This window comes from bacterium (assembly GCA_030693425.1).
Lineage (GTDB): Bacteria > Patescibacteriota > Minisyncoccia > Minisyncoccales > GWA2-46-15 > GWA2-46-15.
The window spans coordinates 144698-170464 of sequence record JAUYAM010000002.1 but is presented as its reverse complement, the minus strand read 5'-3'; the positions used below and the strand labels follow the sequence as shown (position 1 = coordinate 170464).

Sequence of the window (25767 nt, the reverse complement as noted above, 5' to 3'; positions counted from 1 at the left end):
AAAACGCAGATTTTTATTGGAGACCATGCCCCGTAGGAAATGATTATGTTTTCGTTGTTTTCGGACCAGAGATTTAGAGATATTTGACTTTAATCTTTCAGGAAAACCGTAAAAAATCATTCTAAAAACATAATTAACAAATATTTTCTCTTCAACTTAAATCTTATCGAATGAAATATCTATTATTTTATACAAACAGTAGATTAAGAAAACCAACGGAAAATATTTAATTTCCTACGGGGTATGCCAAAAACAAAAGCCCAAAAGCAAAAAACCATAGAGGATCTGAATGACAATTTTAAAAAGGCGAAATCAATCGTTTTTGTTGACATTCAGGGATTGAAAGCGAACGATTTGGTCATTCTGCGCAGGAAACTGAAGGAAACCAAAGGACTTCTCAAAGTGGCCAAGAAAACTCTGATCAATCTAGTTCTGAAAAACGGAGGAGACCGGGTCTCCGCCGTTTCTGCCAGGAAGATGAAGGGGGAAGTGGCCGTCCTTTTCAGCTTAGAAGACCCGATCCAGCCTTTAAAAGCACTCTACGATTTCTCCAAAGGAAACCAGAACCTGAAATTCATCAGCGGGATTCTTGACAACTTTCTGCTCGGAAAAGATGAAGTTTTGGCGATCGCCCAATTGCCTTCGAAAGAAGAACTTTTGGCAAAGCTGGTCGGCGCCATTGCCGGCCCCATCTCCGGCCTTATTAACGTCCTTCAAGGAAACGTCAAAGGTCTAGTTTATGTTCTAAGTTCAATTAAAAAATGACATCCTCTAGGTCGTAAAACGACCCAGAGTATCGTCGATTTAAAAATTAACAAATAACTCAAAGTCCCATGGCAGAATTAGAAAAAGTTGTGGTACCGGCGAAATTCAAGGATCTCGTCGAGAAAATCGAAAACCTTTCGGTCTTAGACTTGGCCGAACTGGTAAAAATCCTTGAAAAGAAATTCGGAGTTTCGGCTCAAGCCCCGATGATGGCTGCCGCTGCCCCCGCCTTTGCCGCGTCAAACGCGGCTGCGGAAGAAAAGAGCGTCTTTAACATCGAGCTGAAATCAGTTGGCGGGAAAAAGATCGAAGTGATCAAGGTAGTCAGGGATATTACCGGCAAGGGCCTGAAAGAGGCCAAAGACCTGGTTGACGCTGCGGTTGCCGCCCCCCAGATGGTAAAGGAAAACGTCAAGAAGGAAGAAGCCGAAGACCTGAAGAAAAAGCTTGAGGCCGCCGGCGCCACCGTCGAGCTGAAATAGAAAAACTTTCTATAAACGGAAACGCCATCGCTTTGATTTTAGCGACGGCGTTTTCTAATTGGAACAATTGTGATTTTCAGGTAAGGACGAACGTACGCGCCCTGACCTGTATCCCAGTCGCAGGAGCCGTAGATGTCACGCTGCTTTATGCGACCCGGCTGACCGCGCTTTCTTTTAGGCGCAAACGCCCATTTCAGTTCAATCTTCTGCACCCAGGCGTTCATGAACAGCGGACAAGTCCGACGATGATGAAGGCCCGGCTTGCCGCTCTTCCGCATACAGGAACACAGTTTTTTGTCCATTCTTCCTCCTTCAGAATAAATATAAGCACAATGTCAGAATAAAAACAAGAAGGGGAATTATTTTAAACTCAGCAGCAGAACATCTATCAGTTTAACTATTCATTTCGGCTTGGCTCAGCCAAGGAGATTTGATTAGCGCAAATCTAATTGGTAAGCTCTTAAGCCGCTGAGAACATAGAGGAATCTGCCGTCTTTGGAAAAAGCCGCCGCTTTAAGGTTGAGGAATTCTTCGCTCCGGAACTGCCTGATCAAAGAGCCCTGCCTGTCGATTAAAATGATCCTGCCTTGCGACGGCTCCAAGACGGCCAGACCGGAAAGGGAAGGCAAAGCCGTTATCTTTGCCAATTTCTGGGGAAAGGGAAAGACGGACAAATAGGTTTTATTCAGCAGCAGGCCGCCGCGGTACTCCCAGACAGCGTTGTCGTCGGCCAGAACATAGACCGATCCTGTCACTTCAAGAGATTTTGCCCCCAGAGCCTTCTTCTCCTGGGCCTGAATCCAATATCTTGGCTGATCTGCGTTTTCGAAAAACGGCTCCCGGTATTTAATAATCTTGCCGGTGCCTTTTTCCAAGAAATAAAGGCTATCCTTAAACGAGGTCATGGCTACAAAAACCGTATCGGGCTTGGGCAGTTCCAGAGCAAAAGCTGGCTCGAGGCGGCCGTCTTTGAGGAATGAGATCTTGTCCGGCTTGCTGAAAAGGGCCAGGCCGAAGCTGGTGGCAGCCGCCAAATTGAATCCATAATCTGCGTTAATTCTCTCTAAAGTGTCTCCGGACGTCCTGATAATGCCTTTGTAGTAGGGGCTGAAATAGTAAAGGCTGTTTTCAAAGGCAATCAGGTGCTGGGGAACAAAATCGCTGTTGGCAAAATCAAAAACCAGCTTGGGATCCTTGACGTCTTCAATTTTATTTAAAGCCGTCAGGTTATCCTCGATCAACGCCTGAACGGCTAAAGCTTCTTTCCTGATCGGGCTGCTGCTTTTGGCCAGGACCAAAACGTCCTTGAAAGCCTCTTTTAAAAGATTGTTCGCTTTTTCCTCCTGATTGAGGATCAGGTAGCCCTGGGCTTTGACCGTTTTTTCCTGAACATCGATCAGCCGGTTCCGGAAATCTATCATTTTTATCTCTGCCTCCCTTTTCGAAAAGAGAAAACCGAGAATCAAAAGAGCGGCAAATAGAGAAATCAGGAAAAGGTTTTTCCTCGCTCTCTCGTCTTTTAAATCAATTGAAAACTTCAGCGACAGCCTCGGCAGAGAAAACTTCGGCAACCTTATCTTTTTGACGTCAAAAAGTTTGAGTTTTTTAAGATTTACCGCAGGTTTTCCCAGCCTTAACTTTAGTTTTGGCAAAGAAATTTTGGGTAGGGCTTTCAAAAGCTTTACCATGGCTTTTCTCAAAGACAGTTTTGAAAGAATCCGCCGAACCGGAGCGAAAACCTCTTTTAAAGATAGGGGAGTGATTGCTTTTTTAAAAGTCAGGGCGCTCTTTGGAGAAGATTCTTTGGACATGAAGATCAGAAAGCAGATGCCGCAGATGTCGGAAAATTCTTTTTCCTTGTCCTGAAATAAATCTTTTAACTCTTTCTGGTCATGGGCATTGGCAATTTTGTCTAGAAAGCCAGCCTTCAAGAACAGGTCGAAGATCTCGTCAGTCAGAACCATAATTTTGTCGTTCTCCAGGAATTTACCGCTGATAATGTTGGTGAAAATCTTTAAGGGGTAGGGTTCAAACTCCTCGATCTCAAGGGTCTTGCCGATGTCGGTGATCTGGCTCGGCCTCAGTAAAATGGTCTTTAATTTGCCGTCTTTGCTGAAAGCAACCTCATAATCGTTAAGGCTGATGGCTGCCAAAGACAAATTCCCCAGCCAGCTGACGTTGCCGGTTTTCGTCCTCTCGGAAAGGAACTCGTTGGCCTTTTTAAGAGCCTTTTTTAGAGCCTGTTCAGGAGAGTTCCCGAAATAGTACTCTCTTTTCAAGAGAAGGGCCAGATTCTGAATTAATCTAGAGTTTTGGGGAATGGCGTTTTTGAGCTCGGCAATAACGTAAAGGCTGCCGAGTTTCCTTTCTTGGCTATTGCTCGGCTCATAGCAAAAGCTGTCAAAAATGAAATCTGGCTTTGATCCGGGATTAAAATGAAATTCAAAGATTTTCATTGTTTAATTATAACTAATTTGCGGCCTTTACAAAAGATGAGAAAAGGTTAGAATATTAGAAAATCTTATCTTGAGGAGAGAAGTAATGACAAAGAAAAGGAATGATCAAGTTCGACGACCGGTTCCGGTTGAAAAGCTGCACGTAAAAAATCGGCGCCCGGCCGACCACGATTGCAAATGTGGAAACTGTAGGGGGGTAATTAAAACAGTCAAAGTCGGGAATGAATATGGGTTTCCGACAAACTGTCCGCATTGCGGTGTGGAATTGAAAACAGAAGGATGACTCAACTTAAGATTTCTGAACCAGAGGCGTTCCGCTAAAAGCGGAACGCCATTTGTTTCCAGGCTGGACAATAAGCCCTTAAAAATATAGAAATAATAAATGAGCGCGTGTAGCTCAGGGGTAGAGCGTCCCGTTCACATCGGGAAGGTCCTTGGTCCAAATCCAAGCACGCGCACTGATGCGCAGTCAATCAATATATAGTAGACTGCGTCCAAAAAGTTCTTTTTTAGGAGGAAAATATGGCCCAAACAAAGAAAGTAAATCGGTCCAGAAAGAAACCTAAGGTCCTCGCTGTCATAACGCCCTTGGACGAAAACGGACAAAGATTGCCGATCAGTTTTCTGGAAATCGGCTGGCCGGCAATTTTCAGAAAAAGACAAAAGCTGCGACAGCCGAAACAGCCAAAGGCCATAAGCGGAAAAGAGGCGACTTAAACAGCCGCCTCTGCCGTTTTTTAACATAGTTGCTTAACCCGGTTAAGCAACTGCCAATTATTTCTTAAAAACAAAACAAGGGGATCATTGCTGATCCCCTTGTTGATGTGTGTGCAAACCTCCTTACTTAGCGGCACTGGGATGCTTGGAGGAGAGTTTCCTCCAATTTCTGCATTGCAGTGCCATAGCACGCCCAGTCGCTATTCGCATAGCACGACTGAGCCTGCTGAAAATATGTGTAGGCGGCGTTGGCCAACTCGGAGCATGTCGCCACTACGCCCGTTGTCGTAGGCGGTGAAACGACAGTTTCCGTAGTCTGGCCGCCGTAAAGGACAGCCAACGCATCCTGTAGGGTGGCCTCAACGATAAGACGATCGCCGGCCCAGAGGATTACTCTAGTTAGGGCCGGAATCTTTCCTTGCTCAGCAAGAATAAACAGTGGCTTGACGTATACCACTGATCCATTGCCGTCGTTGAAAACGGGTAGGGCGAGCAGGTTGCCCCAGAGAAGCGTTGATCCGCGTTGGCTCCAGAGTGTGATGTTGCCGGACATGACCGGATCCTGGTTGATCAGGCCCTCGACTTGCATGGGCCCGATCACCGTCTGATCCCTCGGGAAAAGCCAGAGTTCCATCTCGCCGTAATGAGGAGCGTCCATGCGGACGCACAGCCATCCGACGAGATTCTGCTTGTTGGCCGGCGTGAACGGCACGACCAGGACGAATTCGTTCTCGTCCTCGCCCGGCAGACGCATAGAGATGAAGCGTGGGTCCATGGTCACGGCCGCATCCAGGTAAGCCTCTTGAGGAATCATCCACAGATCCTCGCGGTTGTAAAAACTGGTTGTATCGGTCATGTGAAACAGAGCCAGTTTCTCGGCCTGGATAGTAAAGATATCGGCCGGATAACGCAGATGCAATTTGATGAATTCCGGCATTTCGTCCATGGAGCGGAATAAACCGGGGAATACATTCATCCAAACGCGCAGAACAGGATCTTCCGGATCGGCAACGTAGAACCTGACGTTCCCATCATAGGCGCCGATGACGATTTTCACCGAGTTGCGGATGTAATTGATGTCATCGTCCGTTGGATCTGAATATGGGAATGTCTTTGCCGTAGTGCAAGCATCCCAGATCCAGTAGACCTGATCTGAGCCGACAACGGCGTAGGGGTCGCCATCATAGGTGAGCATGGGCGCGATCTTCTCGACACGATCGCCGATGGCACGATCGAAAATGATCCTGCTGTCGGGGGTGATGAACTTGGAAATCAGAATTTTCAGGTCGCCGAGGTGAATGGCAAATGCCCACCGGTTCAACGATGTTAATCGGATCCCTGATGTTCCTTGGTAGCGCTCATACTCGGCGCCGGCGCCTGAAGGCTGGCCAAATTCATCCAAGGTGGTGTTCACGGCGATCCAGTCCGAGGTAAGTTCTCCGAAGTAAATCTCGGTGTATTCCGTAGAGAACTCTTCTGGCCCTTCGGGCGGGATGTTTTTAACCGTGTAAACGGGCAAGCCCTGACTCTCAACCTGACTCACCTCAGCCACGGTGAACCCTTCTCCATGGGTGTATTGCAAGTGTTCGTTGCTCCAGGTCTGCGCCTGCGTGGGTAGCTGATCGATGCTTAGTTCGCGCACCCCGACCATGTACTCCGTACCGACGTACCGATCTATATCCGTGTCATTGAAATCGTAATAGACACGGATTTCCTGGAGCGTATCATTGGCATCTAAGAGAGGCCGCCAGTCCATGACGCGCGCCCGAGACAAGGTTGCGTCGTTGGCCTCATACTCTTCCGGATCGAGGCCTGGCTGGTATGCAACTTCATGAGACTCAACCGCGTCCAGGCCATAGGCCGCTCTTGTCATATTGATGTAATTCGTGATGTAGGGCGCTTCTTGGATCATCTCGGACGGGTTGACCTTGAGCCACTGGGTTATTCCTGGCGCAATGGCAAGAAGGATAGTGGCCATGAGCAGCCAGATTCCTCCGGCTGTGGCCAAAACCTTCCAGTTGCGGATGAACACATTGACGAGCAGGACCGCGCCGACGAGAATCGCTACCCAGGCCATGACATTCAGGTTTCCCATCAAGACATGGACATCTGTGTAGCCAGCGCCGACGAGACGGTTGCTATTGCCGTCAATGAGCAGGTTGAAGCGCTGCAGATTATACTGCCAGGCTATAATCCAAACCAGAAATGCGCCCAGGACTGAGGTATGGGCGAAGATCGGCCGGCCTATAGAGTCGTCCTTTGTCATGAGACCGTAGATTGCATAGACTACTCCAGCTACTACGGCGGCTCCTAAGACCAGAATGAGCAAAAAACCCTTTGCCCAATTCCAGAACGGCAGGCCGAAGATATAGAACGATAGGTCCAGGCCGTGGACTGGATCGGTCATGCCGAAAGGCGTGGCGTTGAAAAACTTCAAGATCTCGTCCCAGCCAGACAAGGCATAGAGGCCGAAAAGCGCGGCCACAGCAAGGCAGGCCCACTTGACCCACGGCGTTCCTTTTACCCAATCTTCTTCGTCTGGGATGTTATAGCCGCGGCAGTCTCCGATTCTGCGCAGAGTCGCTTTCCAGGCAGGCATCGCGTTAAGGTAGAAGAAAACCCATGCGATGATCGTCCCGCCGAGGTACAGCGCGACCCTGAGTTCAAGACGCTTCAGCCACACCGAAGTGTAGCCAAGCTCCTCAAACCAGAGAAAATCTGTGTAGACGTTGGCGGCGATATCGATCACCGCCCCGATGCCCAGGAAGATGAAGAAAACAGTCAGGCCCAGCTTGATAGGAGGCCAGGCCTTATCTTCGTCTTGCCGGTTGTACTTGATCACAGCGGCGATTATGCCGATGATCAAGCCGATGATGGTCAGAATGCCAGTCATTTTGAGCTCCTTTTCGAATAGGGTGAACAAGATTGATATGAGAATAGAAAAACAGTGTGTGTATTTTGTTTATTTTTCTCTCCTATTGTGAACGTTGAATTTTTCTCGGCTGCTCTTATTCGAGCGTGGCCGGGATATGAGCTCTTGTCATCTTTAAAAGCCCGTATTCCGGCTACGCTCGCTTCTTGTATCTTTATTGCTACTTGTCAAAGATCTTTCCTTAATTTTTAATCAGTTCTTCTAAACAAAAACTCTACCTCTTGCTTGGAACAAGTAAAAATCAACCTCCTTAAAACGTTGACGGGGTTAAAGAAGAGCTGAGAATCCTCCTTTTGCTCGATAGAAATAATTAACACAAAGGTGGGGTTCTGTCAAGAGGAAAAAATATTTCTCTTTCTGCTCCAATTTGCTATAATCAAACAATGCTTAACATCTTACTTCAAAAAAATCTGTTTATTCAATGGTTCGTCTGGTATTTCCTCGAAGCCCCCAAGGGAATCTTGAGGGGCTGGAAAAATATCCTCGTTTTTAACCTGAACTACTTTTCGGTGCCCCTGCTCCTGAAAACCCTGTTCTCCCACTGGCATCAATATCAGTGGTACTATCCGAGAGGATTTGATCTCGGAAAATACCTTGAGGTCATTTTCTCCAACACAATCTCAAGAGTCCTGGGAGCGATCGTGCGCCTGATAATGATTGTCTTGGGAATTGTGATTGAGATTTTGATATTCTTTGCCGGAATCGCCATTATTATAGTCTGGTTTCTGATGCCGGTCCTCGTCTTCTTAGCGGCTGGGCACGGCCTCAGGCTCTTGCTCAAAAATGGTTAACTTCTACTTAAGAAAAAGTCCGGTTTTCCAGGCGGCCCAGTTATCAAAATGGTTCTGCTTTAAATACGCCAAATTCTTTAAAAAGATATTCTTTATCGCCTTTCTGCCCCTTTTCTTGGCCTTCCTTTTCGGCTTCTTCACCAATGAGTTCTCGATAACGGCCCTTGCCCATCTCTTGGGAGCCTCTCTTTTACTGATGTCTTTGGCGGTTATCTTTTGGCAGCTGGACCTTTTCTTCAATTTAAAGGTTGGGAGGCCTGAACCAAAAGCCAGCCTCAAAGAGGTTATTTCTGATATTGAGAATTTCAACCTGGCAGATTTCATAGAGCTTGAAGCCGCCCTGATGTTCAAAAGAGCCGACAATATCTGTCAAATCAAAAAAATCTCTTTTCATACCACCGTTCTTTTCTATTCCTTGCTTTCCGAAAACCCGCCCCTAACTTCTTTTGTCTTTTCCAGGCTTCTGCTCAGCCAGACAGAAATCCAGAGATCTCTCGAAGAGAAAATCAAGCAAATTCATGCCGGAGAAAACCAGAATCCAGTTGATTTCTTTATTGAAGCCTTAAATAATGCCGACAAAAGAGACAACAAGCTCATTAGCTGCGGCAACGTCCTGACCGCCCTATCAAAATACGATCCTCATTTCCGGGAGCTGCTCATTGAGTCAGATCTCCGGTCAGAGGACATCGACAACCTGACCTGGTGGTGGGAGACTAACCAAAAGAAGATGGCCGAAAGGAAGAAATTCTGGGAGTATAAGAACCTGATCAAAATGGGCTCTGTCGGCAAAGAGTGGTCTGCCGGCTACACCGTCACCCTCGACCGCCACTCCACCGACTTGACCGAGGTTGTCAAAGACCAAGGATTTGCGGAAATCGTCGGCCATCAAAAAGAAATCGAGCAGATTGAAAGATCTTTGGCCAGAAGCGAATTCAGCAATGTTTTGCTTGTCGGAGAGGCGGGATCGGGCCGGGGAGCGATAATCCAAGCCTTGACCCAAAAACTTCTTTTCGGCGAAAGCCTGCCGGAACTCAATTACAAAAGAGTGGTTGAGCTGGACCTGCCTTCCTTGATCAGCAGCTGCCAAGGACAGGAAGGAGTGGCCCAGCTTTTAGAGAGAATCTTTCAAGAAATCCTGATGGCGAAAAATATCGTTCTGGTCATCCAGGACTTCCACAACTTTCTCGGCGGCGGCAAAACCCAGGGGCCGGGGAAAATCGACATCTCCGGAGTTATCGCCAGATATCTCCAAATCCCCAGCTTTAAATTCATCGCCGTCACTAATTTTCCCGAATTCCATAAAACCGTCGACACCAGCCAGGTAGGCCAATTCTTTGAAAAAGTGGAAATCTCGCAAATTTCCCAGGAAGAAACAATTATGCTTTTGGAGCTGTTCGTTCCTTACTGGGAAGCAAAGTACAAGAAATTCATCAGCTATCCCGCCTTGAGAGAGCTAGTAACCAAAGCTGACAGGTATTTGCCGGCTCTGCCTTTCCCGAAAAAAGCGACCGACCTGATGGCCGAGACCATAATTTCCATTGCCCAGACCAAAGAACCGATTTTACTGCCAAAGCACGTTGCCAAACTGATCTCCGAAAAAACCGACATCCCGGTCGGCCAGCTGTCAATCAAGGAAAAACAGGTTCTTCTTGACCTCGAAAGCCTGATCCACCAAAGAATCATTAACCAGGAAGAAGCCGTCAAAGAGGTTTCGGCGGCCTTGAGAAGAGCGAGATCCGACATCACCGTCAGAAAAGGGCCAATGGGGACTTTTCTTTTCTTGGGGCCCACGGGCGTAGGCAAAACCGAAACCGCCAAAGCCTTGGCGGCAATCTACTTTGGCTCGGAAGAACGAATAATCAGGCTCGACCTCTCCGAATACCAGAATGTCCAGGATTCAAAAAGGCTGATCGGATCCACCGAAGAGCAGAGCTTTTTCGTCAACCAGGTCAGAGAAACTCCTTTTGCTTTGATTCTTCTCGATGAAATTGAAAAGGGCCATCCGAATATCCTGAATCTGTTTTTGAGAATTCTCGACGAAGGCTTTATGACCGATGGCCTGGGGCGGAAGATCAGCTTTCTCAACACTGTCATTATCGCCACTTCCAACGCCGGCTACCAGGTGATTTTAGAAGCCTTGGCCAAGGACTTGGCCATGCCGCAGATCAAAGAAAAACTTTTGAGCCACGTTTTCGAACAAGGGCTTTTCAGGCCGGAATTCATCAACCGCTTTGACGCCGTCGTCGTCTTCAAGTCTTTGACCAAAGAAAATCTTCTGGCGATCGCCGGTCTCCTGATGCAGAAATTGAAGAAAAACCTGATGGAAAAAGGAATTGAGCTGGTAATCACCGACGCCCTGAAAGAGAAAATCGTCGAATTGGGATATGACCCGGTTTTCGGCGCCAGGCAGATGCGGAGAGTCATTCAAGACAAAGTCGAGAATATCTTAGCTTCCGCTCTGCTGTCGGGCCAGTTAAAAAGAGGCAGCCGGATTGAAATTACGGTGCCGGATTTCAAATTAAACTTGCTGTAAGAAGATTCGTTAATATCGCTTTCAGCTACGATCGTAGCTGAACCACACCTTACTTCTTAATCCTTGAAAACAGCCGCCGAAAGGCGGTTTTAACGTTCTACTACCCTGTGGAAAACCTGTGGGGAAGACCGCTATTTTCTCTGGTTGACGGTGGTATCTGGGTGGGCTATAGTGGACTCAGTGGGGACAATTGTGGATAAGTGTGGGAAAACCACTTAAAATAGGGGATAACTCAAACCCAATGACCATATTTACCGGCGAATACACATATTCAATTGACGAGAAAAAACGTTTGGCTATTCCCGCAAAAATGCGTTCATTTTTGGGCGCCAAAGGCGTAATTACTCGAGGCCTAGACAAATGCTTGTATCTATTCACTGCCAAAGAGTGGGAAGTGATGGTGGAAAAAATCTCAAAACTGCCTCTGGCCGGCTCTGATTCAAGAAGCTTTGCCAGATTTTTTTTAACCGGGGCCATGGAAGTTAATTTAGACAACCTGGGCAGAATCTTAATTCCAGACTTTCTCAAAAAATATGCCGGCCTAAACCGGAAAGTAGTCGTCGCCGGCGTCAATAATCACATTGAAATCTGGGATGAAATCAAATGGCAGGAATACCGGGACAAGACCGAAGTTGCCAGCGAGGAAATCGCCGAAAGACTATACGAAAACAAAGAACTGGGAATATAAACAAGTTTGTTTCTAACGAAATAAATAGAATGCACATCCCCGTCCTTTTAAAAGAGGTTATTGATTATCTTGACCCTAAAGCGAACAAAAACTTTATCGACTGCACTCTGGGGGAAGGCGGCCACGCCCTGGCCATCTTAGAGAAAAACGGACCTAAAGGAAAGGTCCTCGGCATAGAACGCGACTCGGAAATTTTCAAGAATACTAAATACAACCCTTCGACAAGCTCAGGGTTGTCCCGAGCGGAGTCGAGGGACAAGATACTAAATACCAGATACAAAAACCGCCTAATCACCGTCTGCGATAACTTTGTCAATTTAAAAAAGATTGTTAATGAGCAGAAATTCAACGAGGTCTCGGGCATCCTTTTCGACTTAGGGCTTTCCAGCTGGCACTTACAAGAGTGTGGCAGGGGATTCAGCTTCTCCAAAGATGAACCGTTGAATATGAGATTAGATGGTCAGCAATTCAAAAATGAATTAACGGCTTACCAAATCGTTAATTGCTGGTCAGAAGAAGAAATCGAAAGGACTTTGCGCCAATACGGCGGGGAAAAATTTGCAAAAAGAATTGCTGAAAGAATTTGCCTCGCCAGAAAGGCAAAACCAATCGAGAGCACCAAACAGCTGGCCGAGATCGTCAAGAAAGCCGTCCCTCCAAATTACGAAAAGGGAAGAATAAATCCGGCCACCAGAACCTTCCTGGCTCTAAGGATCGTTGTCAACCAAGAACTGGAAAACCTTGAAGAGACTCTGCCGCAGACCCTGGATGTCCTTGAGAAAAACGGCAAGGTTCTGGTCATTTCCTTCAACTCTCTCGAAGACCGCTTGGTCAAAAACTTTTTCAGAACCAAAGAAAAGCAAGGATTAATCAAAATCTTAACCAAAAAGCCGGTGGTCGCCGGCGGCAAAGAATTAGAAGAAAACCCCCGCTCGAGATCAGCCAGCCTCAGAGCGGCAAAAAAACTATGACTAGCCTAGCTTTCCCGTACCGATTAACAAAATTTCCATCGTTTGCTTTTCCCAGGCTTAATCAGAATTTAATTCTCGGCCTGGAATTGGCTTTCATAGTTTTCCTAACTTCGCTCTGCCTCTGGCAAAACAATCAATTTGTCGCCAGAACCTACCAGTCCCAAAATCTTCAGCTTAAAGTAGCCGGGCTGAAAAAAGAAAACGAGTCTTTGGAAATGAATTCCCTCAGAGAAAATTCCCTTTCGAATCTCGAAATATTAGTCCGGGATCTCGGCCTGGAGAAAACGGGGGAAGTGACCTTTATCCGGTCTCCGGGAACAATCATGGTTGCCAGATAGTTTTTTAATAAAAAATGAATGACCGCCGGCTAAACTTAATTCTTATTGTGCTGGTTCTATTAGGAGCGACCGTTATCGGTCGCTTGTTTTCGATCCAGGTTCTCAAAGGCAAATTCTACCAAGCTTTGGCTCAAGGCCAGCAGAAGTTCTTTTCCCAAGTTTTGGGAGAAAGGGGAGAGATCTTTTTTGCCGGCGGCCAGAAACTGGCTACCAACCAGGCCAGAAGTTTCATCTATATTTCGCCGAGAGATATTAAAGACCCAGAAAAGACAGCCGCGGCCTTGAGCCGGATACTCGACCTGGAAGAATCTTTTGTCCGGGAAAAACTAGCTAATGACAGCCTTTATGAGCTGGTCAAGAATAAGGCAACTGGGCCAGAAATAGAAAAGCTCGAGAGGCTGGGTCTTGCCGGCGTCTATGTCGGCGAAGAAAGAGTCAGGGCTTTTCCCCAAGGGAGTCTTGCTTCCCAGACTATCGGCTTTGTCGACTCTGATAAACAGGGGCAATACGGCCTGGAAAGCTATTATCAAGAAGCCCTCGAGGGAAAGCAGGGGCTCCTTGAAGGAGAAAAAGGATCAAAAGGCCTGCTGCTTTCTTTTTCTTTGCCCGAAGAAGTCAGAAAAGGGAACGATCTCGTCTTGACTCTGGATTACCAGGTCCAGTTTGAAGCTGAAAGGCTTTTGAATAAGGCTAAGCAGGATTTGAAGATCGATTCGGGAACGATCATTGTTCTAAGGCCCGACTCAGGCGAGATTGTCGCCTTGGCAAATTATCCTAATTTTGACCCGAACAGTTACGAACAGGAAAAAGATTGGGGCATTTTCCAAAACTCCGCCGTCCAGAAGATCTTTGAACCCGGTTCTGTCTTCAAACCCATCACCATGGCCTCGGCTATTGAAGAAAAGAAAATTACTCCCCAGACAACCTACATTGACGAAGGAGTAGTTAAAATCGGCAGAATCCCGATTTTCAATTACGCCAACCGCATTCACGGAGAAACGACAATGACTCAAGTGTTGGAAAAGTCAATCAATACCGGAGCGGTCTGGGCCTATCAGCAGCTGGGATCAGGCCCTTTTTTAAAATATCTAAAGAAGTTTGGCTTCTTTGAAAAGACCAACATCGACGTTCAAGGCGAGGTTTTTTCCCAAAACAAGGAGTTCAAAAAGGGATATGAGATCAATTTTGCCACCGCCAGTTTTGGCCAGGGAATCGAGATGACCCCGATCCAGCTGGTCAGGGCTTTTTCGGCGATCGCCAACGGCGGAAAATTAACAAAACCCCATCTCGTTAAAAAGATTATTGACAAAGACGGCCTGGCTAAAGAAATCTTGCCCGAGTTTTCGCGAAACATCATTTCTTCAGAAACCAGCGCCCAGGTAGTTTCGATGATGGCCAGCGTTGTCGAAAACGGCTATGGCAAAGCAGCTAAAGTGCCGGGGTATTTTGTCGCCGGCAAGACCGGAACCGCCCAGGTTCCCTGGGCCTCTCTAGGGATAGACAAATCAGGCTACTCTGACAAAACCATCCAGTCTTTTATCGGCTTTGCTCCAGCTTTCAGCCCAAAGTTCCTGATCCTGGTCAAGCTCGACAATCCCGAAACTAAAACAGCCGAATACTCTGCTATCCCCGTGTTCCACAACCTAGCCAAATATATTATCGACCTCTGGCAGATCCCGCCTGATTACCAGCCCTAAACCAATTTACAATTTTCAATTTTCAATTTAGAATCTGAGTAGCGCTCTATACAAGATTTCTTCCAGGAATCTTGTCGAGCTCGACAAAGACTTCATTGGAAGTCTTTGTATAGAGCCGCTATCGTCTAGTGGTTTAGGACATTAGCTTCTCAAGCTAGTAACCGGGGTTCGAGTCCCCGTAGCGGCGCAAAGTTTCGGCGAGTAGGTCAAGTTGGAAACACGAGTTCGCCCCGTCATTCGACGGGGCGCCATATCGAATGATATGGCGAGTCCCCGTGGGGGCATTATAGTAGGTTCGTGGAGTCATTCGACTCCACGCCCGATCGGATGATCGGGCGAGTCCGGTTAGGGGCGCAAAGGGGTTTTTAGTACATTTTTATCAACCCCGCTTTCAGTAGGGAAAATATATCACATCATGGAGAGGAAAAATGTCTGCTACCACAAATACCTGTAGTGATTGCAACCTCATTCCTAAAGGATGTGCGGAATGCGACAGCGCTCCGCCAGAGCCTATCCAGGTTGTCTTGAAAATTCAGCCTCGCCGGCAACGGGTTAACCGGGTTAATACCGTCTGCCCTGCCTGCGGGAAAAAGACAAAAGGGGGCAGTGATTACCTGTCCAAGTTGCGGGCGACAGGTCCCGCGAGGATCCGTCAGTTAGCAACTTTTTTTGTGTGTGGGTGGGGCGGAAAGCAAATCCGCCCCTCTTTTTTTGCGTGAACCCCGCACCAATTTTACCGATACGCTTCTAGCGCAGTGCGGGCAGCGAATAGCTGCACCCCGAACTGGAGCGAAGCGCTGCGCCCAATTACGGGGGTTGCCTATTCGGCAAGCGCACTTCGCAGGATAATTCTCTAGTAAAATTGGTACGGGGTGAAAGATGCGTTAGCTAAAGAAAACTGCTAGAATGATCGGAGACGCTTTCATCTATATAACATGGTTAATTCCGTCAAGGCCACCAAGAAATATTCCAAAAGCCAACTCATCTCCAAAACCAGTTTTTTATGTGGCCGAGCTGATAGAGATCGTCGACAATATCAAAAATAAAGTGAAAAAGAATCGCTCCGAAAGCAAGGATGCCGCCATCATACTTTCGGCAAATGGAAACGGCAAAAAAAACTAGAAAAACAAAAAACCCTGAAAAGTTATGGAGGAGCAAACGATTAAACTTTTTATGATGAATCGTGGCTAAGGTAGCCATTTCTTTAAAACGCCGCGTCTTGAAAGCGATGATGATTTCTCTGGTTTCAGGAAACGATATATGATTTATACCGGTTGAAATAATACTATCTAAATCTATCAGATAGGTAAAAACCAGGAAAATGACAATGTTTTTAAAAGTAACCTGGAAACGGGAAAAAACCCAAAGCAACGAAAAACCCAATATCGCCACTAAAAAATGCTGAGCATAATGCCGTAAGGGTTTATTTTTGCTAAAATAATTAGTGTATAGCTCCGCCAACATGGGAATAATCAATACAATTATCAGATCAAGGGACGACCTTATCGGTCCGAGCCAGAAAAGCTACTGGGGTTATGATTTGGAAATATCCCTCGTGAATACTGAAGAGATTTCTCAAAAAGACGATCTCTTGCCCTCGGAAGCGAGGACAGTCGCCCAAGAGCTTTCTGGCAAAGAGCCTGTCAAACGCGTCATCGTCCTCAAAAACAGAAACAAAGAACTGGGACGGTTGACCACCAGCCAACTTAAGGAAATCTTTGACGATATGGGTTTTAATGTTGATACGATAATGTCCGGAACCCATCTTTCCGACTTCAATTGTGTCATGAACATCTCCGGTTTCATTATCCCAGGTTGGTATTATATTGCCAAGTTCCTGTCTAAGATATTCCGGCTTAGCGAAAAGCTCCTTCTCACCAAACTTGCTCCCGGAATAAAACGACTTCACGCAAGAATATTTGAAATGAATGACGGAAGTTGGTTGATTACGGCTCATACGGACTGGAATTGGATGAGTTTAAACTTCCCGCGCGTTTTTAAAGCCCATCTTGTCACCGGAACGGGAGATTATGAAGCAGGCACTGAAATTATGGGAAAATTGCTCTTAAGTTTTGCCGAATATTTGAAGCAGGGAAAAATCTTTCCTTACAGCGAAATTAAAAGAATCATTTCTCAAACGAATTAGATATAAAATGATTTGGCTCTATTCATTGATCAGCGTTACCGTTGTCAGCCTGATCTCCCTGGTCGGGGTTTTTAGCCTTTCCTTTGGCATAGAAAGAATAAAAAGAATTTCTCTTTTCATGGTCAGCTTTGCAGTTGGCGGCCTTTTCGGAGACGCTCTCATCCATCTCTTGCCCGAAACCTTCAAAGAGCTGGGGTTCGGACTGCTGCCGTCTCTCTTAATTGTCTTGGGAATCTTGTTATTCTTTATTCTGGAAAGATTTTTAAGATGGCGGCATTGCCACGAAATTGACTGCCCTGACCATAAAAAAGCTGTTGCCGGCATGATTCTTATTGGCGACGCTGTCCATAACCTGATCGACGGCATGGTTATTTCTGCCAGTTTTATGACCAGCCTGCCTCTCGGCCTAGCCACCAGCCTGGCCGTAATCTTCCACGAAATCCCGCAGGAAATCGGCAACTTCGGCGTTCTTATCCACGGCGGCTTTGCGCCAAGAAAAGCGCTTCTGTTTAATTTCTTGACCGCTCTGACGGCTATTCTGGGAGCCGTCATCACTCTTTTTGTCGGATCAAGGATCAATAACTTTTCTTTATTTTTATTGCCGGTGACAGCCGGCGGTTTCCTCTACATCGCCGGATCAGACTTGCTGCCGGAACTTCACCGCGAGGTCCAACTTAAATCCTCTTTAGCTCAATTATTTTTTATAATTCTCGGTGTCGGAATCATGGCTCTTCTCGCCTTTCTTGGATAAACCGATAAACTCACGATCGTAGGTTTATCGATTAATTTTGTTCGCAAATATGACTCAAAAGCTGAAAATTAAAGAAATTCAATGCAAATCAGCTATTGGCAAATGCGGGTTTCCCGGCGGGGGCTTTGCTATCAATCCCTACGTCGGCTGCGCTCACGCTTGCCGTTATTGCTATGGTCGTTTTATAAAAAGATTCACCGGCCACCAAGAACCGTGGGGAAGCTTTGTTGACGTGAGGATGAACGCTGCCGAGGTTTTGGAAAAACAAATGAAATCGCCGAAATTCCGCGGCCAGCAGATTTACATCGGCACGGTCACCGACCCTTACCAGCCTTTGGAAACCAAATACAAATTAACGAGGCAAATTCTTGAGGTTCTCATTAACTACGATAACCCCGTTGTCATTATGACCAAATCCGCCTTGGTCCTACGCGATCTCGACTTGCTTAAAAAACTAAAAAGCCCCGAAGTTTGTTTCACCATCGCCACCCTTGACGAGAATTGGAGAAAATTGAGCGAACCAGGTTCTGTCAGCGTTAAGGCGCGGCTTGGAGCCGCCAAAAAACTAGTAAGCTACGGCATTAAGGTTGAAGCAATGATGGGGCCTTTTTGGCCCTATTTTACCGATCCAGAAAAACTCTTGCCGGAGTTTAAGAAAGCGGGCATCGCCAAGGTCCATACCGAAAGCTTAAACACCATTGGCGGAAACTTTACGGGCGTGGAAATGGTTCTGAAACAAAATTATCCCAAACTCTTGCCCGAGTTCAAAAAGATCTTCTTTCAGCCGGGAGAATTTTATAAGTTCTACGACACGGCTAAGCAACAAATTGAACTCTTGTCTAAAAAATACCTGATTCCGACCACTATTCATTTCGGCAGGGGCCACGCCAGGTAGTGAAAATTCGACACGACGAGCGACTCTCGTCGCTCGTCCCATCCCGTTTCTAGCGGGACGGAATAGAAAATTAAGTCGAATTTCTACTCCCTGGCACGCGGCCAAATTCAAATCCTAATTTAAAAGATGACAAAAGACATCAAGTCAAAAATCATTAGAGAGATTGACAGAACAAAGAGCGAGCAGATTGCTTTTCTTCAGAAGCTGGTCCAGACAAACTCTGTCAATCCATATATCGAAGACCCTCTCAAATCAAGTCCTTATGAGCCAGTTGAGTTGGCAGTGGCAGATCTTATCTTTAAAAAGCTCGAGTCAGTCGGCCTAAAGCCGAAATTGGTGGGGCTTTCTCCCAAGCGTCCGAATGTTGTCTGCCAGCTCGGCAGCGGAAGCAAAACCATCATCTTTAATGGCCACATGGATACCATTTCCCCAAGCCGGAACTACGATTTCGATCCCTTTGCCGGCCTGATCAGAAAAGGAAAGCTTTGGGGCGTAGGCGCTCTGGATATGAAATCTGCTCTTGCTTGTTATGTCTTCATGGCAAAAGCAATTTTAAAATTTGCGGATAAGCTTAAGGGAAATATCCTTCTTCAATTCGTAGTTGATGAAGAGCCGATGGCCGCCTCCGGCTTTGGTACCAGCTACCTCCTTAAAAAAGGCTATCTTGGAGACGCCGCAATTATTGGCGAACCTGGCAGTCATAAAATCACTATCGGCAACAGAGGCGGCTACCGTTTCAGACTCGAGGTTTTTGGCAAAGCTGTCCATTCTGGCTCGCGCGAATGGGAACAGAAAAAAGAAGGAAAAAACGCGATCCTGGAAATGGCCAAGGCAATTGCCGCTTTGCAAGATCTGAAACTTCCCGACAAAAACTTTCCTGTTTTCCCGGGCAGAAAAAACGTCTTTACTTTCCCGACGACAATCAGCGGCGGCAAAGCCATAAATATAGTTCCTGATTACTGCTCTGCCTTGGGAGATGTTAGAACTCTGCCGGGGATAACCCAAAAAGCCATTGAAAGCAAGATGAAAATAATTCTCGGGAAAACCGGAATCAAATACAGGCTGACGCCGATAGTCTATGTTCCCTCTGTCTTTGTCAAAGAGAAAGAGCCGATCGTCCAAGCCTTAAAAAAGAATGCTGAAAAAGTCCTGAACAAAAAGCTTTATGCCGAGGGTTCCGGACCCTGGAGCGACGTCTGGATGTTTATTAAAAACGGGATTCCGGCAATCAACTTCGGCTGCAAAGGAAATGGCATGCACGGCAAAAACGAGTATGTGGAGATAAAAAGTCTTTTTGAAGTAACAAAAATCTACGCCTTAACCACGATTGATTTCTTGAAATAACATGCTTCCGCCGGGACACCTAGCTGTTTCATATATTTTGGTAAAGTCGGCCGAACTCGCTGGCTTTAATGTTTCTTTCCCGGAAACTTTGGTGATTCTAGCCGGCAGCATAATTTTAGACTTTGATATTGTCTTTGCTTCTTTTCTCAAGAAATCTCACCACGATCTCGCCACCCACACGCCTTTGGGCGTTTTTGGCATCTGGCTGAGCTTTGTCCTGCCATTTGGCAGCTACTTTTCTACAGCCGCCAAAGTCCTGATTCTCCTCTGTCTTCTGCTGCATCTGGTCTTGGACGAAACCGGTTTCTGGCTCTGCAGACTAAGACTCCAGGAAATATCCGAAGAACCGCAGATAAACTGGCTTTATCCTTTGACTAAATTTCCTGATGGCAAGACAGTCTACGAAAACCATCCCTTTGATTTTTCCTGGCTTGACGACTATATAAGAAAAGCAAAAGCTAATGTTTTTTTGGAAATAGTTCTTTCTCTTATCGCCTTACTAGTTTTCTGGCTGACGTAAACTGCCAGGAAATCAAAATTTTCAAAATCACGCCAAACTCAAAATTTACGAACAAATTTGTTCTTAGCGATCATGGTGACAGTCACCTTTCGCAATGGTGACAGTCACCTTTCGCAAAGTTACACAACCCCACCCGGAACTTAGAACAGAAGTGATTTTGTGTTAAAATATGTTCATGAAAAGAAAATCTCTTTTCTCGGGCATAAACGGACTTTTGACCAGCGTTTTCCTGTTGGATTTCGGTTTTTCTCTGGCCGGGATTTTCATTCCCCTTTATATTTTCAAAATAACTCACAGTTTTGTCTGGGTCTTTGCCTTTTACCTGCTTTTTGACCTGACGATTATTGTTTTCACTTTGCCGGCCGCCCGGCTAGTGGCTCGCTTTGGATCAGACAAAATCTCTTTTACTGGAACCATTTCCAGGTCATTGTTTTTTCTGTTTTTGATCTTGAGCGGCAAAAATATTCTGTTTTTGGTTCCGGCTGCCGTTCTCTGGGGCCTGGCCATCCCTCTTTACTGGCTACCGTTCCACCTGAGCGTGGTCGGCTCAGACCAGTCTCTTGCCTTTGGGAAAGACTCGGCAAAAATCAATCTTGTCTCAAAGCTGGCGACCATTGCCGGACCGGTCCTTGGTGGCGTCATTATTCAAACTTCAGGATTTACCAGCCTCTATTTGTTCGGCTTTGTCTTTTTGATTGCTTCCGGCCTGCCCTTATTTTTTGACAAATACGAATTCAAATTTCCGGATATTTCCTTAAAAACCCTCAAAGAAAATCTGCCGATCAGGCAAATGCCAAGATTGTTCCTGGGGTTTTTTGGCACCGGGCTGATTGACAGATTCTACGGCCTTACTTGGCCTTTTTATGTCTTTCTGTTGATAGGGTCATATAAGTTCTTGGGCTCAATCACCTCGGCCGGGCTTTTCGCCTCTTTTATCCTTTTGATTATCGTCGGCCGCCTGGCCGACCGCTTTGGCAGTAGAATCCTCCGCCTAACCATTCCCCTGAACTTCTTTAATTTGATTGGCCGAATTTTCCTGACTGGCCGGCTTTCCTTATTCCTAGTAGACCTTGTTTACCAGCTCGTTTCAATCTTCATCTGGGTTCCTTTAGACCAATTGAGCTATCAGACCGCTGTTCAAACCAAGAAATTAGAATTCTTTCTCAGCCGGGAACTGGCAATCCATTCCGGATCCTTGCTGGCGGCCTTAATACTGATTTTGAGCCTCAGTTTTTTTGGCCTAAATTGGCCGTTAGCTTTTGCCCTGGCGGCTTTCAGCCTTTTGCTGATCGGCCAGCTCGGTTTTGCCAAAGAAGAGGGAATTAGGTCGGCCGGAGTGGTCCTAATCAGGAAAGACGGCGCTATCCTTATGCAAAAAAGAGACAATAAAAGCAATATTGTTTTCCCCGATCACTGGTGCCTTCCCGGAGGCAAAATCCGCATTGGAGAGATCGCCCCCGAGGCTGCCTCCAGAGAACTAAAACAAGAAACGGGCTACCAAGCCAAATCCCTGAGTTTTCTGACTGAAGAGAGTTACTCTTTGCCAGCCGGAGGCAAGGTCACCCGCCACATCTTCTGGGCAGAATACGATAATTTCCAGAAAATCAAATGTTCTGAAGGAGAGAAAATGGAATTCCTAAAGCTGGAAGACTTTACCGAAAAGAAAATCTTTCCCGGCCACGAAAATCTCTGCCGCCTGGCTCTGGAAAAGTTTTTAAAAATATAAATAAACCAAAATGCGCAAAAGTTATATCATAATTCTGGCAATTATCAGCTTTTCGTTCATAATCGCTATCTCCCTCTATCAAATCCCATGTTATCCCGAAAAAGTCGCCTCGCACTGGAACATCAAAGGCGAAGTTGATGGCTACCTGCCAAAGTTCTGGGGCCTTTTTTTAATGCCGGTTCTTTCCCTGATTCTTTTCGGACTCTTTGTTTTTCTCCCCAAAATCGACCCCTTAAAAGAAAACTATCAGCACTTCCGGAAATACTACGACGGCTTCATCGTCCTCTTAATCATCTTCCTGTTTTCCCTCTTTTTATTGACAGTCCTCTGGAACATCGGATTCAGGTTCAATATGGCCGGTCTTATGACGGCGGCTATGGGAATATTTTTCTTTTACCTGGGAATCATGGTTGAGAATGCCAAAAGAAACTGGTTTATCGGTATCAGAACACCCTGGACATTGAGCTCGGATTCCGTCTGGGACAAAACCCACAAGCTAGGCGGAAAACTCTTTAAAATCTGCGGCTTAATTGCCCTTGCCGGGATCTTTCTGCCTCCGCCAATCGGTTTTTGGCTTGTGATTGGCCCTGTAATTTTAAACTCGCTTGCCGTTTTCGCTTATTCCTATTTTGTCTACCGCCAAGAAAATAAAACTCCGCAAACATAACGACTCGTGATATCGTCAATCATTATGCCTGAACTGCCAGAAGTAGACCCCGAACCAATCCTCGTTTCACTCGGATGGTACGGGGCAAGAACAATCAGAAAAATTTATGCCAGAGTTACCAGAGGTTGAGACAATTAAACGTTACTTACAGAAGGCGATTGTTGGGAAGACAATCATCGGTGTTGAGGTTTTGTCAGAAAAACAGTTTCCCGACAATCCAAAACAGGTCATTGGCCAAAAGATTTTAGCCGTTGACAGGCGAGCTAAAGTCTTGATCATAAGGCTGTCGAACAAAAAATCCTTACTGGTGCATTTGAAACTCTCCGGACAGCTAATTTGGGCGAAAAAAGCAGGGGAGAAAGCGGTTTTCAGAAACGAGATCCCTTTTGCCGGAAAAGAGCTTCCGGCAAAGACCACCAGAGTCATTATTTCTTTAAGCGGCGGCAAGCTCTTTTTCAATGAAATGAGGAAATTCGGCTGGATTAGGATTTCAAATGAGGATCAGCTTAATTCGGAACTGAAAAGATACGGCCCAGAGCCTTTTGCCAAAGATTTTTCAACAGAGTATCTCCAAAGTATTTTCCAAAAAAGCTCAAAACCGATTAAAACGGTTTTGCTGGATCAGGAGAAAATCGCCGGCATTGGCAACATTTACGCCAACGAAGCCTTGTTTAAAGCTAAAATTAATCCGGCCAGGCCGGTCAAAGGCCTAACCGTTGACGAGATTCAAAAACTGCGGCAAGCAATCCTGCTGGTTCTAAAGCAGGGGATTAAATACGGAGGAGCAAGCGATGTTTTCAATGTCAAACCCGACGGCAGCAAGGGACGATACCAGGAGCACTTCCTGGTTTATCGCCAAAATGGGCAAAAATGCCCAAAATGCGGCACAACTATAAAAAGAGTGAATCTGGGAGGCAGGGGAACCTTTTTCTGTCCAAAGTGCCAAGTATAAAAAATTGTGCGAGACTCAACCTGCGTTATTTTTGCTGTCTTTCTAAAATCTGTTATCATAAATATATGCCCCGTAGGAAATGATTATGTTTTCGTTGTTTTTCAAGCCAGAGATTTAAAGACATATGACTTTAATCTTTCAGAGAAACCTTAAAAGATCAATTCAAAAACATAATTAACAAATATTTTCTTTTCAATTTAATTCTTATCAAATGAAACATCCCTTACTTCATATAAACAGTCGATTAAGAAAAATGACGGAAAATATTTAATTTCCTACGGGGTATGTCTGACGCCAGAAAATTATTGGTGGCGATTGCCACTCTAACCAGCGTCATTATCGGCACCGGGTTTTTCACCCTGCCTTATGTCGCCAGCCAAGCCGGAATCTGGATAACTTCCGGTTATTTTTTAATTCTGGGCGCTCTCGTTTTGCTGATACATTTAATGTTTGCCGAGGTGGCTTTAAAGACGCCTGATTTCATGCGCTTGCCCGGTTTTGCCCAATTCCACTTGGGCAAATGGGGAAAGAAAATGGCTTTGGCTTCCATGGCTGTTGGTTCTTTCGGCACGCTTTTGATTTACCTGATTATGGGAGGCGAGTTTTTAACCAATCTGCTCCAGCCCGTATTCGGAGGAAACCAATTGTTTTACACCCTGGCCTATTATACCTTTGTCGCTTGTTTTATCTATTTTGGCATCAGGCCTTTGGCTAAAATTGACTTTGTGGATTTGGCGGCTTTTGGCATTGCGCTTTTGATTATTTGGGCCGGCGGACACCAGCTTTGGCGCGTTGGGAATTTCTTGACGCCGGCCAGTTTTGGCAAATTTTTCCTGCCTTACGGACCCCTGCTTTTTACTCTCTGGGGCGCGACTATGATCCCGGAAATAGAAGAGATGCTCGGCGACAAAAAAGGAAAGCTTCTGAAAAAAGCGGTTTGGGCGTCAATGATAATCTCGGCAATTTTTTATTTCCTTTTTATGGCTCTGATTTTGGGAATTAGCGGCAAGGCCGCCACCCCAGACGCTTTTTCTGGGCTAAAACCGTTTCTGGGACAGGGGATTGCGGGACTGGGATTTCTTTTGGGAATTATCACGATTTTTACTTCTTTTGCCGCTATCGGAATAACTTTGGAAAAAGTCTTTCGCTATGACTTCAAAATTCCCAAAAACTTGGCTTTCCTACTGGTAACCGGCGTTCCCTTAGTCCTTTTTTCCCTCGGGATGCGGAATTTCCTTGAAATCATTGGTTTGGTGGGGGGCGTGATGATGGGCATTGAGGGCATCCTGATTCTTTTAATGTACAAAAAAGTCCATCCCAAAAGATCCTGGGTTTATCCTTTAATTTTGATTTTTCTCGGCGGCATTATTTACCAAATAATATATTTTGTTAAGTAGCTCAAAACAATGTTATTTTTTCATATTTTAATCTTTGTTGCTTCCTCTTTGTTGCTGGCTTTTTCCGGAAACATTGTGGTCGATAACCTCATCAGCCTGGCCAAACGATTGAAATGGCGGGAGTTTGTCGTTGGTTTCCTGATCATGGCCATAGCCACCTCTTTGCCCAATCTCTTTGTCGGCGTCAATGCCGCTCTAAGGGGCATTCCCGAGCTTTCTTTTGGAGACGTTGTCGGCGGAAACGTTGTTGACCTTACCCTGGTCACCTCCCTGGCTGTCTTGGTCTCTGGCGGCATTATTGCTGAAAGCAGAATGGTCCAGACCAGCTCTTTGTTTACTCTGTTGATCGCCGTCTTGCCGCTGCTTTTATCTTTAGACGGCCAACTGGGAAGGATTGACGGCCTGGTTTTGATATTGGCTTTTTTCCTTTACGCCGCCTGGCTTTTTGCCACCGAGGACAGATTCCACAAGGTCTATGGAGGCAAAGAAAAAAAACAGGGTTTCGGAAAAAGCGTCTTTCTCCTGATAGCCAGCCTGGTTTTGCTGGTAATCGGCTCTCAGGGAATGGTTACCTCTGCCTTATTTTTTGCCGAGTTTTTGGGAATGTCGATAGGCTTAATCGGCATTTTGATTGTCGGCTTGGGCAACTGCATGCCAGAGATCTATTTCAGCATCATTTCTGCTAAAAAAGGACAGTCATGGCTGATTTTGGGAGATTTGATGGGAAGTGTTATTAATTGCGCCACCCTGGTTTTGGGAATAGTCGTTCTCATTTCTCCGATCATAATAACTGATTTTTCTCCGTATCTGATGGCCAGGATATTCCTGGTGATTTCAGCGGTTTTCTTTCTGGTATTTTTGAGGTCAGGAAAGAAGATAACCAGAAAAGAGGCCTTTTTCCTCCTCGGAATTTATATTGCCTTTTTGCTCTCTGAAATTTTCTTAAGGCGCGGATAATCTCCTCCGAGCTTGAAATGCGGAATGAGCTTTGCTAGAATA

The 25767-nt window shown here is 46.0% G+C and carries 23 protein-coding genes and 2 tRNA genes; 21 read left to right on the top strand and 4 right to left on the bottom strand.

Annotation, left to right across the window (positions count from 1 at the left end; genetic code table 11):
* Positions 1-243: 243 nt before the first annotated feature.
* Positions 244-765, top strand: coding sequence for a 50S ribosomal protein L10 (gene rplJ, locus Q8N16_01320; GenBank protein ID MDP3093384.1), 522 nt, complete (start codon positions 244-246; stop codon positions 763-765).
* A gap of 68 nt (positions 766-833) precedes the next feature.
* Entirely contained in the window at positions 834-1247 is a 414-nt protein-coding gene (gene rplL, locus Q8N16_01315) for a 50S ribosomal protein L7/L12 (protein MDP3093383.1), read from the top strand.
* Positions 1248-1285: 38 nt separating this feature from the next.
* Here rplL and Q8N16_01310 read toward each other — a convergent pair whose 3' ends face one another.
* Complete coding sequence (locus Q8N16_01310; protein MDP3093382.1) at positions 1286-1549, bottom strand: hypothetical protein; 264 nt, start codon at positions 1547-1549, stop codon at positions 1286-1288.
* A 132-nt stretch (positions 1550-1681) separates the two neighbouring features.
* The gene (locus Q8N16_01305) at positions 1682-3703 is read right to left on the bottom strand and encodes a hypothetical protein (GenBank protein ID MDP3093381.1); all 2022 of its coding nucleotides are present in this window, start codon (positions 3701-3703) and stop codon (positions 1682-1684) included.
* Between the two features lie 386 nt (positions 3704-4089).
* Here Q8N16_01305 and Q8N16_01300 point away from each other — a divergent pair.
* A tRNA-Val gene (locus Q8N16_01300) sits at positions 4090-4161 on the top strand.
* Between the two features lie 64 nt (positions 4162-4225).
* Positions 4226-4420: a hypothetical protein gene (locus tag Q8N16_01295; GenBank protein ID MDP3093380.1), complete on the top strand. Its 195-nt coding sequence runs from the start codon at positions 4226-4228 to the stop codon at positions 4418-4420.
* 127 nt (positions 4421-4547) lie between these two features.
* On the opposite strand, the gene Q8N16_01290 is transcribed toward Q8N16_01295, so the two are convergent.
* Positions 4548-7313, bottom strand: a complete 2766-nt coding sequence (locus Q8N16_01290; GenBank protein ID MDP3093379.1) for a UPF0182 family protein — start codon at positions 7311-7313, stop codon at positions 4548-4550.
* A 422-nt stretch (positions 7314-7735) separates the two neighbouring features.
* Between Q8N16_01290 and Q8N16_01285 the strand changes: the two genes are divergently transcribed.
* The 7 genes from Q8N16_01285 to Q8N16_01255 all read left to right on the top strand — a co-directional run bounded on the left by Q8N16_01285 (position 7736) and on the right by Q8N16_01255 (position 14557).
* Positions 7736-8143: a hypothetical protein gene (locus Q8N16_01285; GenBank protein ID MDP3093378.1), complete on the top strand. Its 408-nt coding sequence runs from the start codon at positions 7736-7738 to the stop codon at positions 8141-8143.
* On the top strand, positions 8136-10676 hold the full coding sequence (locus tag Q8N16_01280) for an ATP-dependent Clp protease ATP-binding subunit (GenBank protein ID MDP3093377.1): 2541 nt from the start codon (positions 8136-8138) through the stop codon (positions 10674-10676). Before Q8N16_01285 ends, Q8N16_01280 begins: the two co-directional genes overlap by 8 nt.
* Positions 10677-10917: 241 nt before the next feature.
* Positions 10918-11364 carry a division/cell wall cluster transcriptional repressor MraZ gene (gene mraZ / locus Q8N16_01275; protein ID MDP3093376.1) on the top strand — a complete coding sequence of 149 codons (447 nt, stop codon included), beginning with the start codon at positions 10918-10920 and terminating at the stop codon, positions 11362-11364.
* A gap of 29 nt (positions 11365-11393) precedes the next feature.
* The gene (gene rsmH, locus Q8N16_01270) at positions 11394-12335 is read left to right on the top strand and encodes a 16S rRNA (cytosine(1402)-N(4))-methyltransferase RsmH (protein MDP3093375.1); all 942 of its coding nucleotides are present in this window, start codon (positions 11394-11396) and stop codon (positions 12333-12335) included.
* A complete protein-coding gene (locus Q8N16_01265) occupies positions 12332-12673 on the top strand; it encodes a hypothetical protein (GenBank protein ID MDP3093374.1) in 342 nt (113 codons plus the stop codon). The genes rsmH and Q8N16_01265 overlap by 4 nt, the downstream gene beginning before the upstream one ends.
* 14 nt (positions 12674-12687) lie before the next feature.
* Positions 12688-14370, top strand: a complete 1683-nt coding sequence (locus tag Q8N16_01260; GenBank protein MDP3093373.1) for a penicillin-binding protein 2 — start codon at positions 12688-12690, stop codon at positions 14368-14370.
* Positions 14371-14484: 114 nt separating this feature from the next.
* Positions 14485-14557, top strand: a tRNA-Glu gene (locus Q8N16_01255).
* A 794-nt stretch (positions 14558-15351) separates the two neighbouring features.
* Here the strand turns inward: Q8N16_01255 and Q8N16_01250 are convergent.
* Positions 15352-15834: a hypothetical protein gene (locus tag Q8N16_01250; protein MDP3093372.1), complete on the bottom strand. Its 483-nt coding sequence runs from the start codon at positions 15832-15834 to the stop codon at positions 15352-15354.
* On the opposite strand from Q8N16_01250, the gene Q8N16_01245 reads away from it, so the two are divergent.
* From Q8N16_01245 to Q8N16_01200, 10 genes are all read left to right on the top strand, one after another.
* Entirely contained in the window at positions 15833-16516 is a 684-nt protein-coding gene (locus Q8N16_01245; protein ID MDP3093371.1) for a hypothetical protein, read from the top strand. The two genes, Q8N16_01250 and Q8N16_01245, sit on opposite strands and share 2 nt — an antisense overlap.
* A 7-nt stretch (positions 16517-16523) precedes the next feature.
* The gene (locus Q8N16_01240; protein MDP3093370.1) at positions 16524-17267 is read left to right on the top strand and encodes a ZIP family metal transporter; all 744 of its coding nucleotides are present in this window, start codon (positions 16524-16526) and stop codon (positions 17265-17267) included.
* Positions 17268-17316: 49 nt separating this feature from the next.
* Positions 17317-18162 (top strand): radical SAM protein, encoded by an 846-nt coding sequence (locus Q8N16_01235; GenBank protein ID MDP3093369.1) that lies wholly within the window; start codon positions 17317-17319, stop codon positions 18160-18162.
* A 126-nt stretch (positions 18163-18288) separates the two neighbouring features.
* The gene (locus Q8N16_01230) at positions 18289-19506 is read left to right on the top strand and encodes an ArgE/DapE family deacylase (GenBank protein ID MDP3093368.1); all 1218 of its coding nucleotides are present in this window, start codon (positions 18289-18291) and stop codon (positions 19504-19506) included.
* A gap of 1 nt (position 19507) precedes the next feature.
* The gene (locus Q8N16_01225) at positions 19508-20026 is read left to right on the top strand and encodes a hypothetical protein (protein MDP3093367.1); all 519 of its coding nucleotides are present in this window, start codon (positions 19508-19510) and stop codon (positions 20024-20026) included.
* 175 nt (positions 20027-20201) lie between these two features.
* Entirely contained in the window at positions 20202-21752 is a 1551-nt protein-coding gene (locus Q8N16_01220; GenBank protein ID MDP3093366.1) for an MFS transporter, read from the top strand.
* Between the two features lie 10 nt (positions 21753-21762).
* Positions 21763-22419, top strand: coding sequence for an SdpI family protein (locus Q8N16_01215; GenBank protein MDP3093365.1), 657 nt, complete (start codon positions 21763-21765; stop codon positions 22417-22419).
* A 106-nt stretch (positions 22420-22525) separates the two neighbouring features.
* Positions 22526-23371, top strand: a complete 846-nt coding sequence (mutM, locus tag Q8N16_01210; protein MDP3093364.1) for a bifunctional DNA-formamidopyrimidine glycosylase/DNA-(apurinic or apyrimidinic site) lyase — start codon at positions 22526-22528, stop codon at positions 23369-23371.
* A 284-nt stretch (positions 23372-23655) separates the two neighbouring features.
* Complete coding sequence (locus tag Q8N16_01205; GenBank protein MDP3093363.1) at positions 23656-24768, top strand: aromatic amino acid transport family protein; 1113 nt, start codon at positions 23656-23658, stop codon at positions 24766-24768.
* Between the two features lie 9 nt (positions 24769-24777).
* Entirely contained in the window at positions 24778-25725 is a 948-nt protein-coding gene (locus tag Q8N16_01200) for a sodium:calcium antiporter (GenBank protein ID MDP3093362.1), read from the top strand.
* Positions 25726-25767 lie beyond the last annotated feature (42 nt).

Excerpts from the sequence above, each read along its gene's own strand:
- rplJ (MDP3093384.1), top strand. The coding sequence starts at position 244 with ATGCCAAAAACAAAAGCCCAAAAGCAAAAAACCATAGAGGATCTGAAT.
- rplL (MDP3093383.1), top strand. The coding sequence starts at position 834 with ATGGCAGAATTAGAAAAAGTTGTGGTACCGGCGAAATTCAAGGATCTC.
- Q8N16_01310 (MDP3093382.1), bottom strand. The coding sequence starts at position 1,549 with ATGGACAAAAAACTGTGTTCCTGTATGCGGAAGAGCGGCAAGCCGGGC.
- Q8N16_01305 (MDP3093381.1), bottom strand. The coding sequence starts at position 3,703 with ATGAAAATCTTTGAATTTCATTTTAATCCCGGATCAAAGCCAGATTTC.
- Q8N16_01295 (MDP3093380.1), top strand. The coding sequence starts at position 4,226 with ATGGCCCAAACAAAGAAAGTAAATCGGTCCAGAAAGAAACCTAAGGTC.
- Q8N16_01290 (MDP3093379.1), bottom strand. The coding sequence starts at position 7,313 with ATGACTGGCATTCTGACCATCATCGGCTTGATCATCGGCATAATCGCC.
- Q8N16_01285 (MDP3093378.1), top strand. The coding sequence starts at position 7,736 with ATGCTTAACATCTTACTTCAAAAAAATCTGTTTATTCAATGGTTCGTC.
- Q8N16_01280 (MDP3093377.1), top strand. The coding sequence starts at position 8,136 with ATGGTTAACTTCTACTTAAGAAAAAGTCCGGTTTTCCAGGCGGCCCAG.
- mraZ (MDP3093376.1), top strand. The coding sequence starts at position 10,918 with ATGACCATATTTACCGGCGAATACACATATTCAATTGACGAGAAAAAA.
- rsmH (MDP3093375.1), top strand. The coding sequence starts at position 11,394 with ATGCACATCCCCGTCCTTTTAAAAGAGGTTATTGATTATCTTGACCCT.
- Q8N16_01265 (MDP3093374.1), top strand. The coding sequence starts at position 12,332 with ATGACTAGCCTAGCTTTCCCGTACCGATTAACAAAATTTCCATCGTTT.
- Q8N16_01260 (MDP3093373.1), top strand. The coding sequence starts at position 12,688 with ATGAATGACCGCCGGCTAAACTTAATTCTTATTGTGCTGGTTCTATTA.
- Q8N16_01245 (MDP3093371.1), top strand. The coding sequence starts at position 15,833 with ATGGGAATAATCAATACAATTATCAGATCAAGGGACGACCTTATCGGT.
- Q8N16_01250 (MDP3093372.1), bottom strand. The coding sequence starts at position 15,834 with ATGTTGGCGGAGCTATACACTAATTATTTTAGCAAAAATAAACCCTTA.
- Q8N16_01240 (MDP3093370.1), top strand. The coding sequence starts at position 16,524 with ATGATTTGGCTCTATTCATTGATCAGCGTTACCGTTGTCAGCCTGATC.
- Q8N16_01235 (MDP3093369.1), top strand. The coding sequence starts at position 17,317 with ATGACTCAAAAGCTGAAAATTAAAGAAATTCAATGCAAATCAGCTATT.
- Q8N16_01230 (MDP3093368.1), top strand. The coding sequence starts at position 18,289 with ATGACAAAAGACATCAAGTCAAAAATCATTAGAGAGATTGACAGAACA.
- Q8N16_01225 (MDP3093367.1), top strand. The coding sequence starts at position 19,508 with ATGCTTCCGCCGGGACACCTAGCTGTTTCATATATTTTGGTAAAGTCG.
- Q8N16_01220 (MDP3093366.1), top strand. The coding sequence starts at position 20,202 with ATGAAAAGAAAATCTCTTTTCTCGGGCATAAACGGACTTTTGACCAGC.
- Q8N16_01215 (MDP3093365.1), top strand. The coding sequence starts at position 21,763 with ATGCGCAAAAGTTATATCATAATTCTGGCAATTATCAGCTTTTCGTTC.
- mutM (MDP3093364.1), top strand. The coding sequence starts at position 22,526 with ATGCCAGAGTTACCAGAGGTTGAGACAATTAAACGTTACTTACAGAAG.
- Q8N16_01205 (MDP3093363.1), top strand. The coding sequence starts at position 23,656 with ATGTCTGACGCCAGAAAATTATTGGTGGCGATTGCCACTCTAACCAGC.
- Q8N16_01200 (MDP3093362.1), top strand. The coding sequence starts at position 24,778 with ATGTTATTTTTTCATATTTTAATCTTTGTTGCTTCCTCTTTGTTGCTG.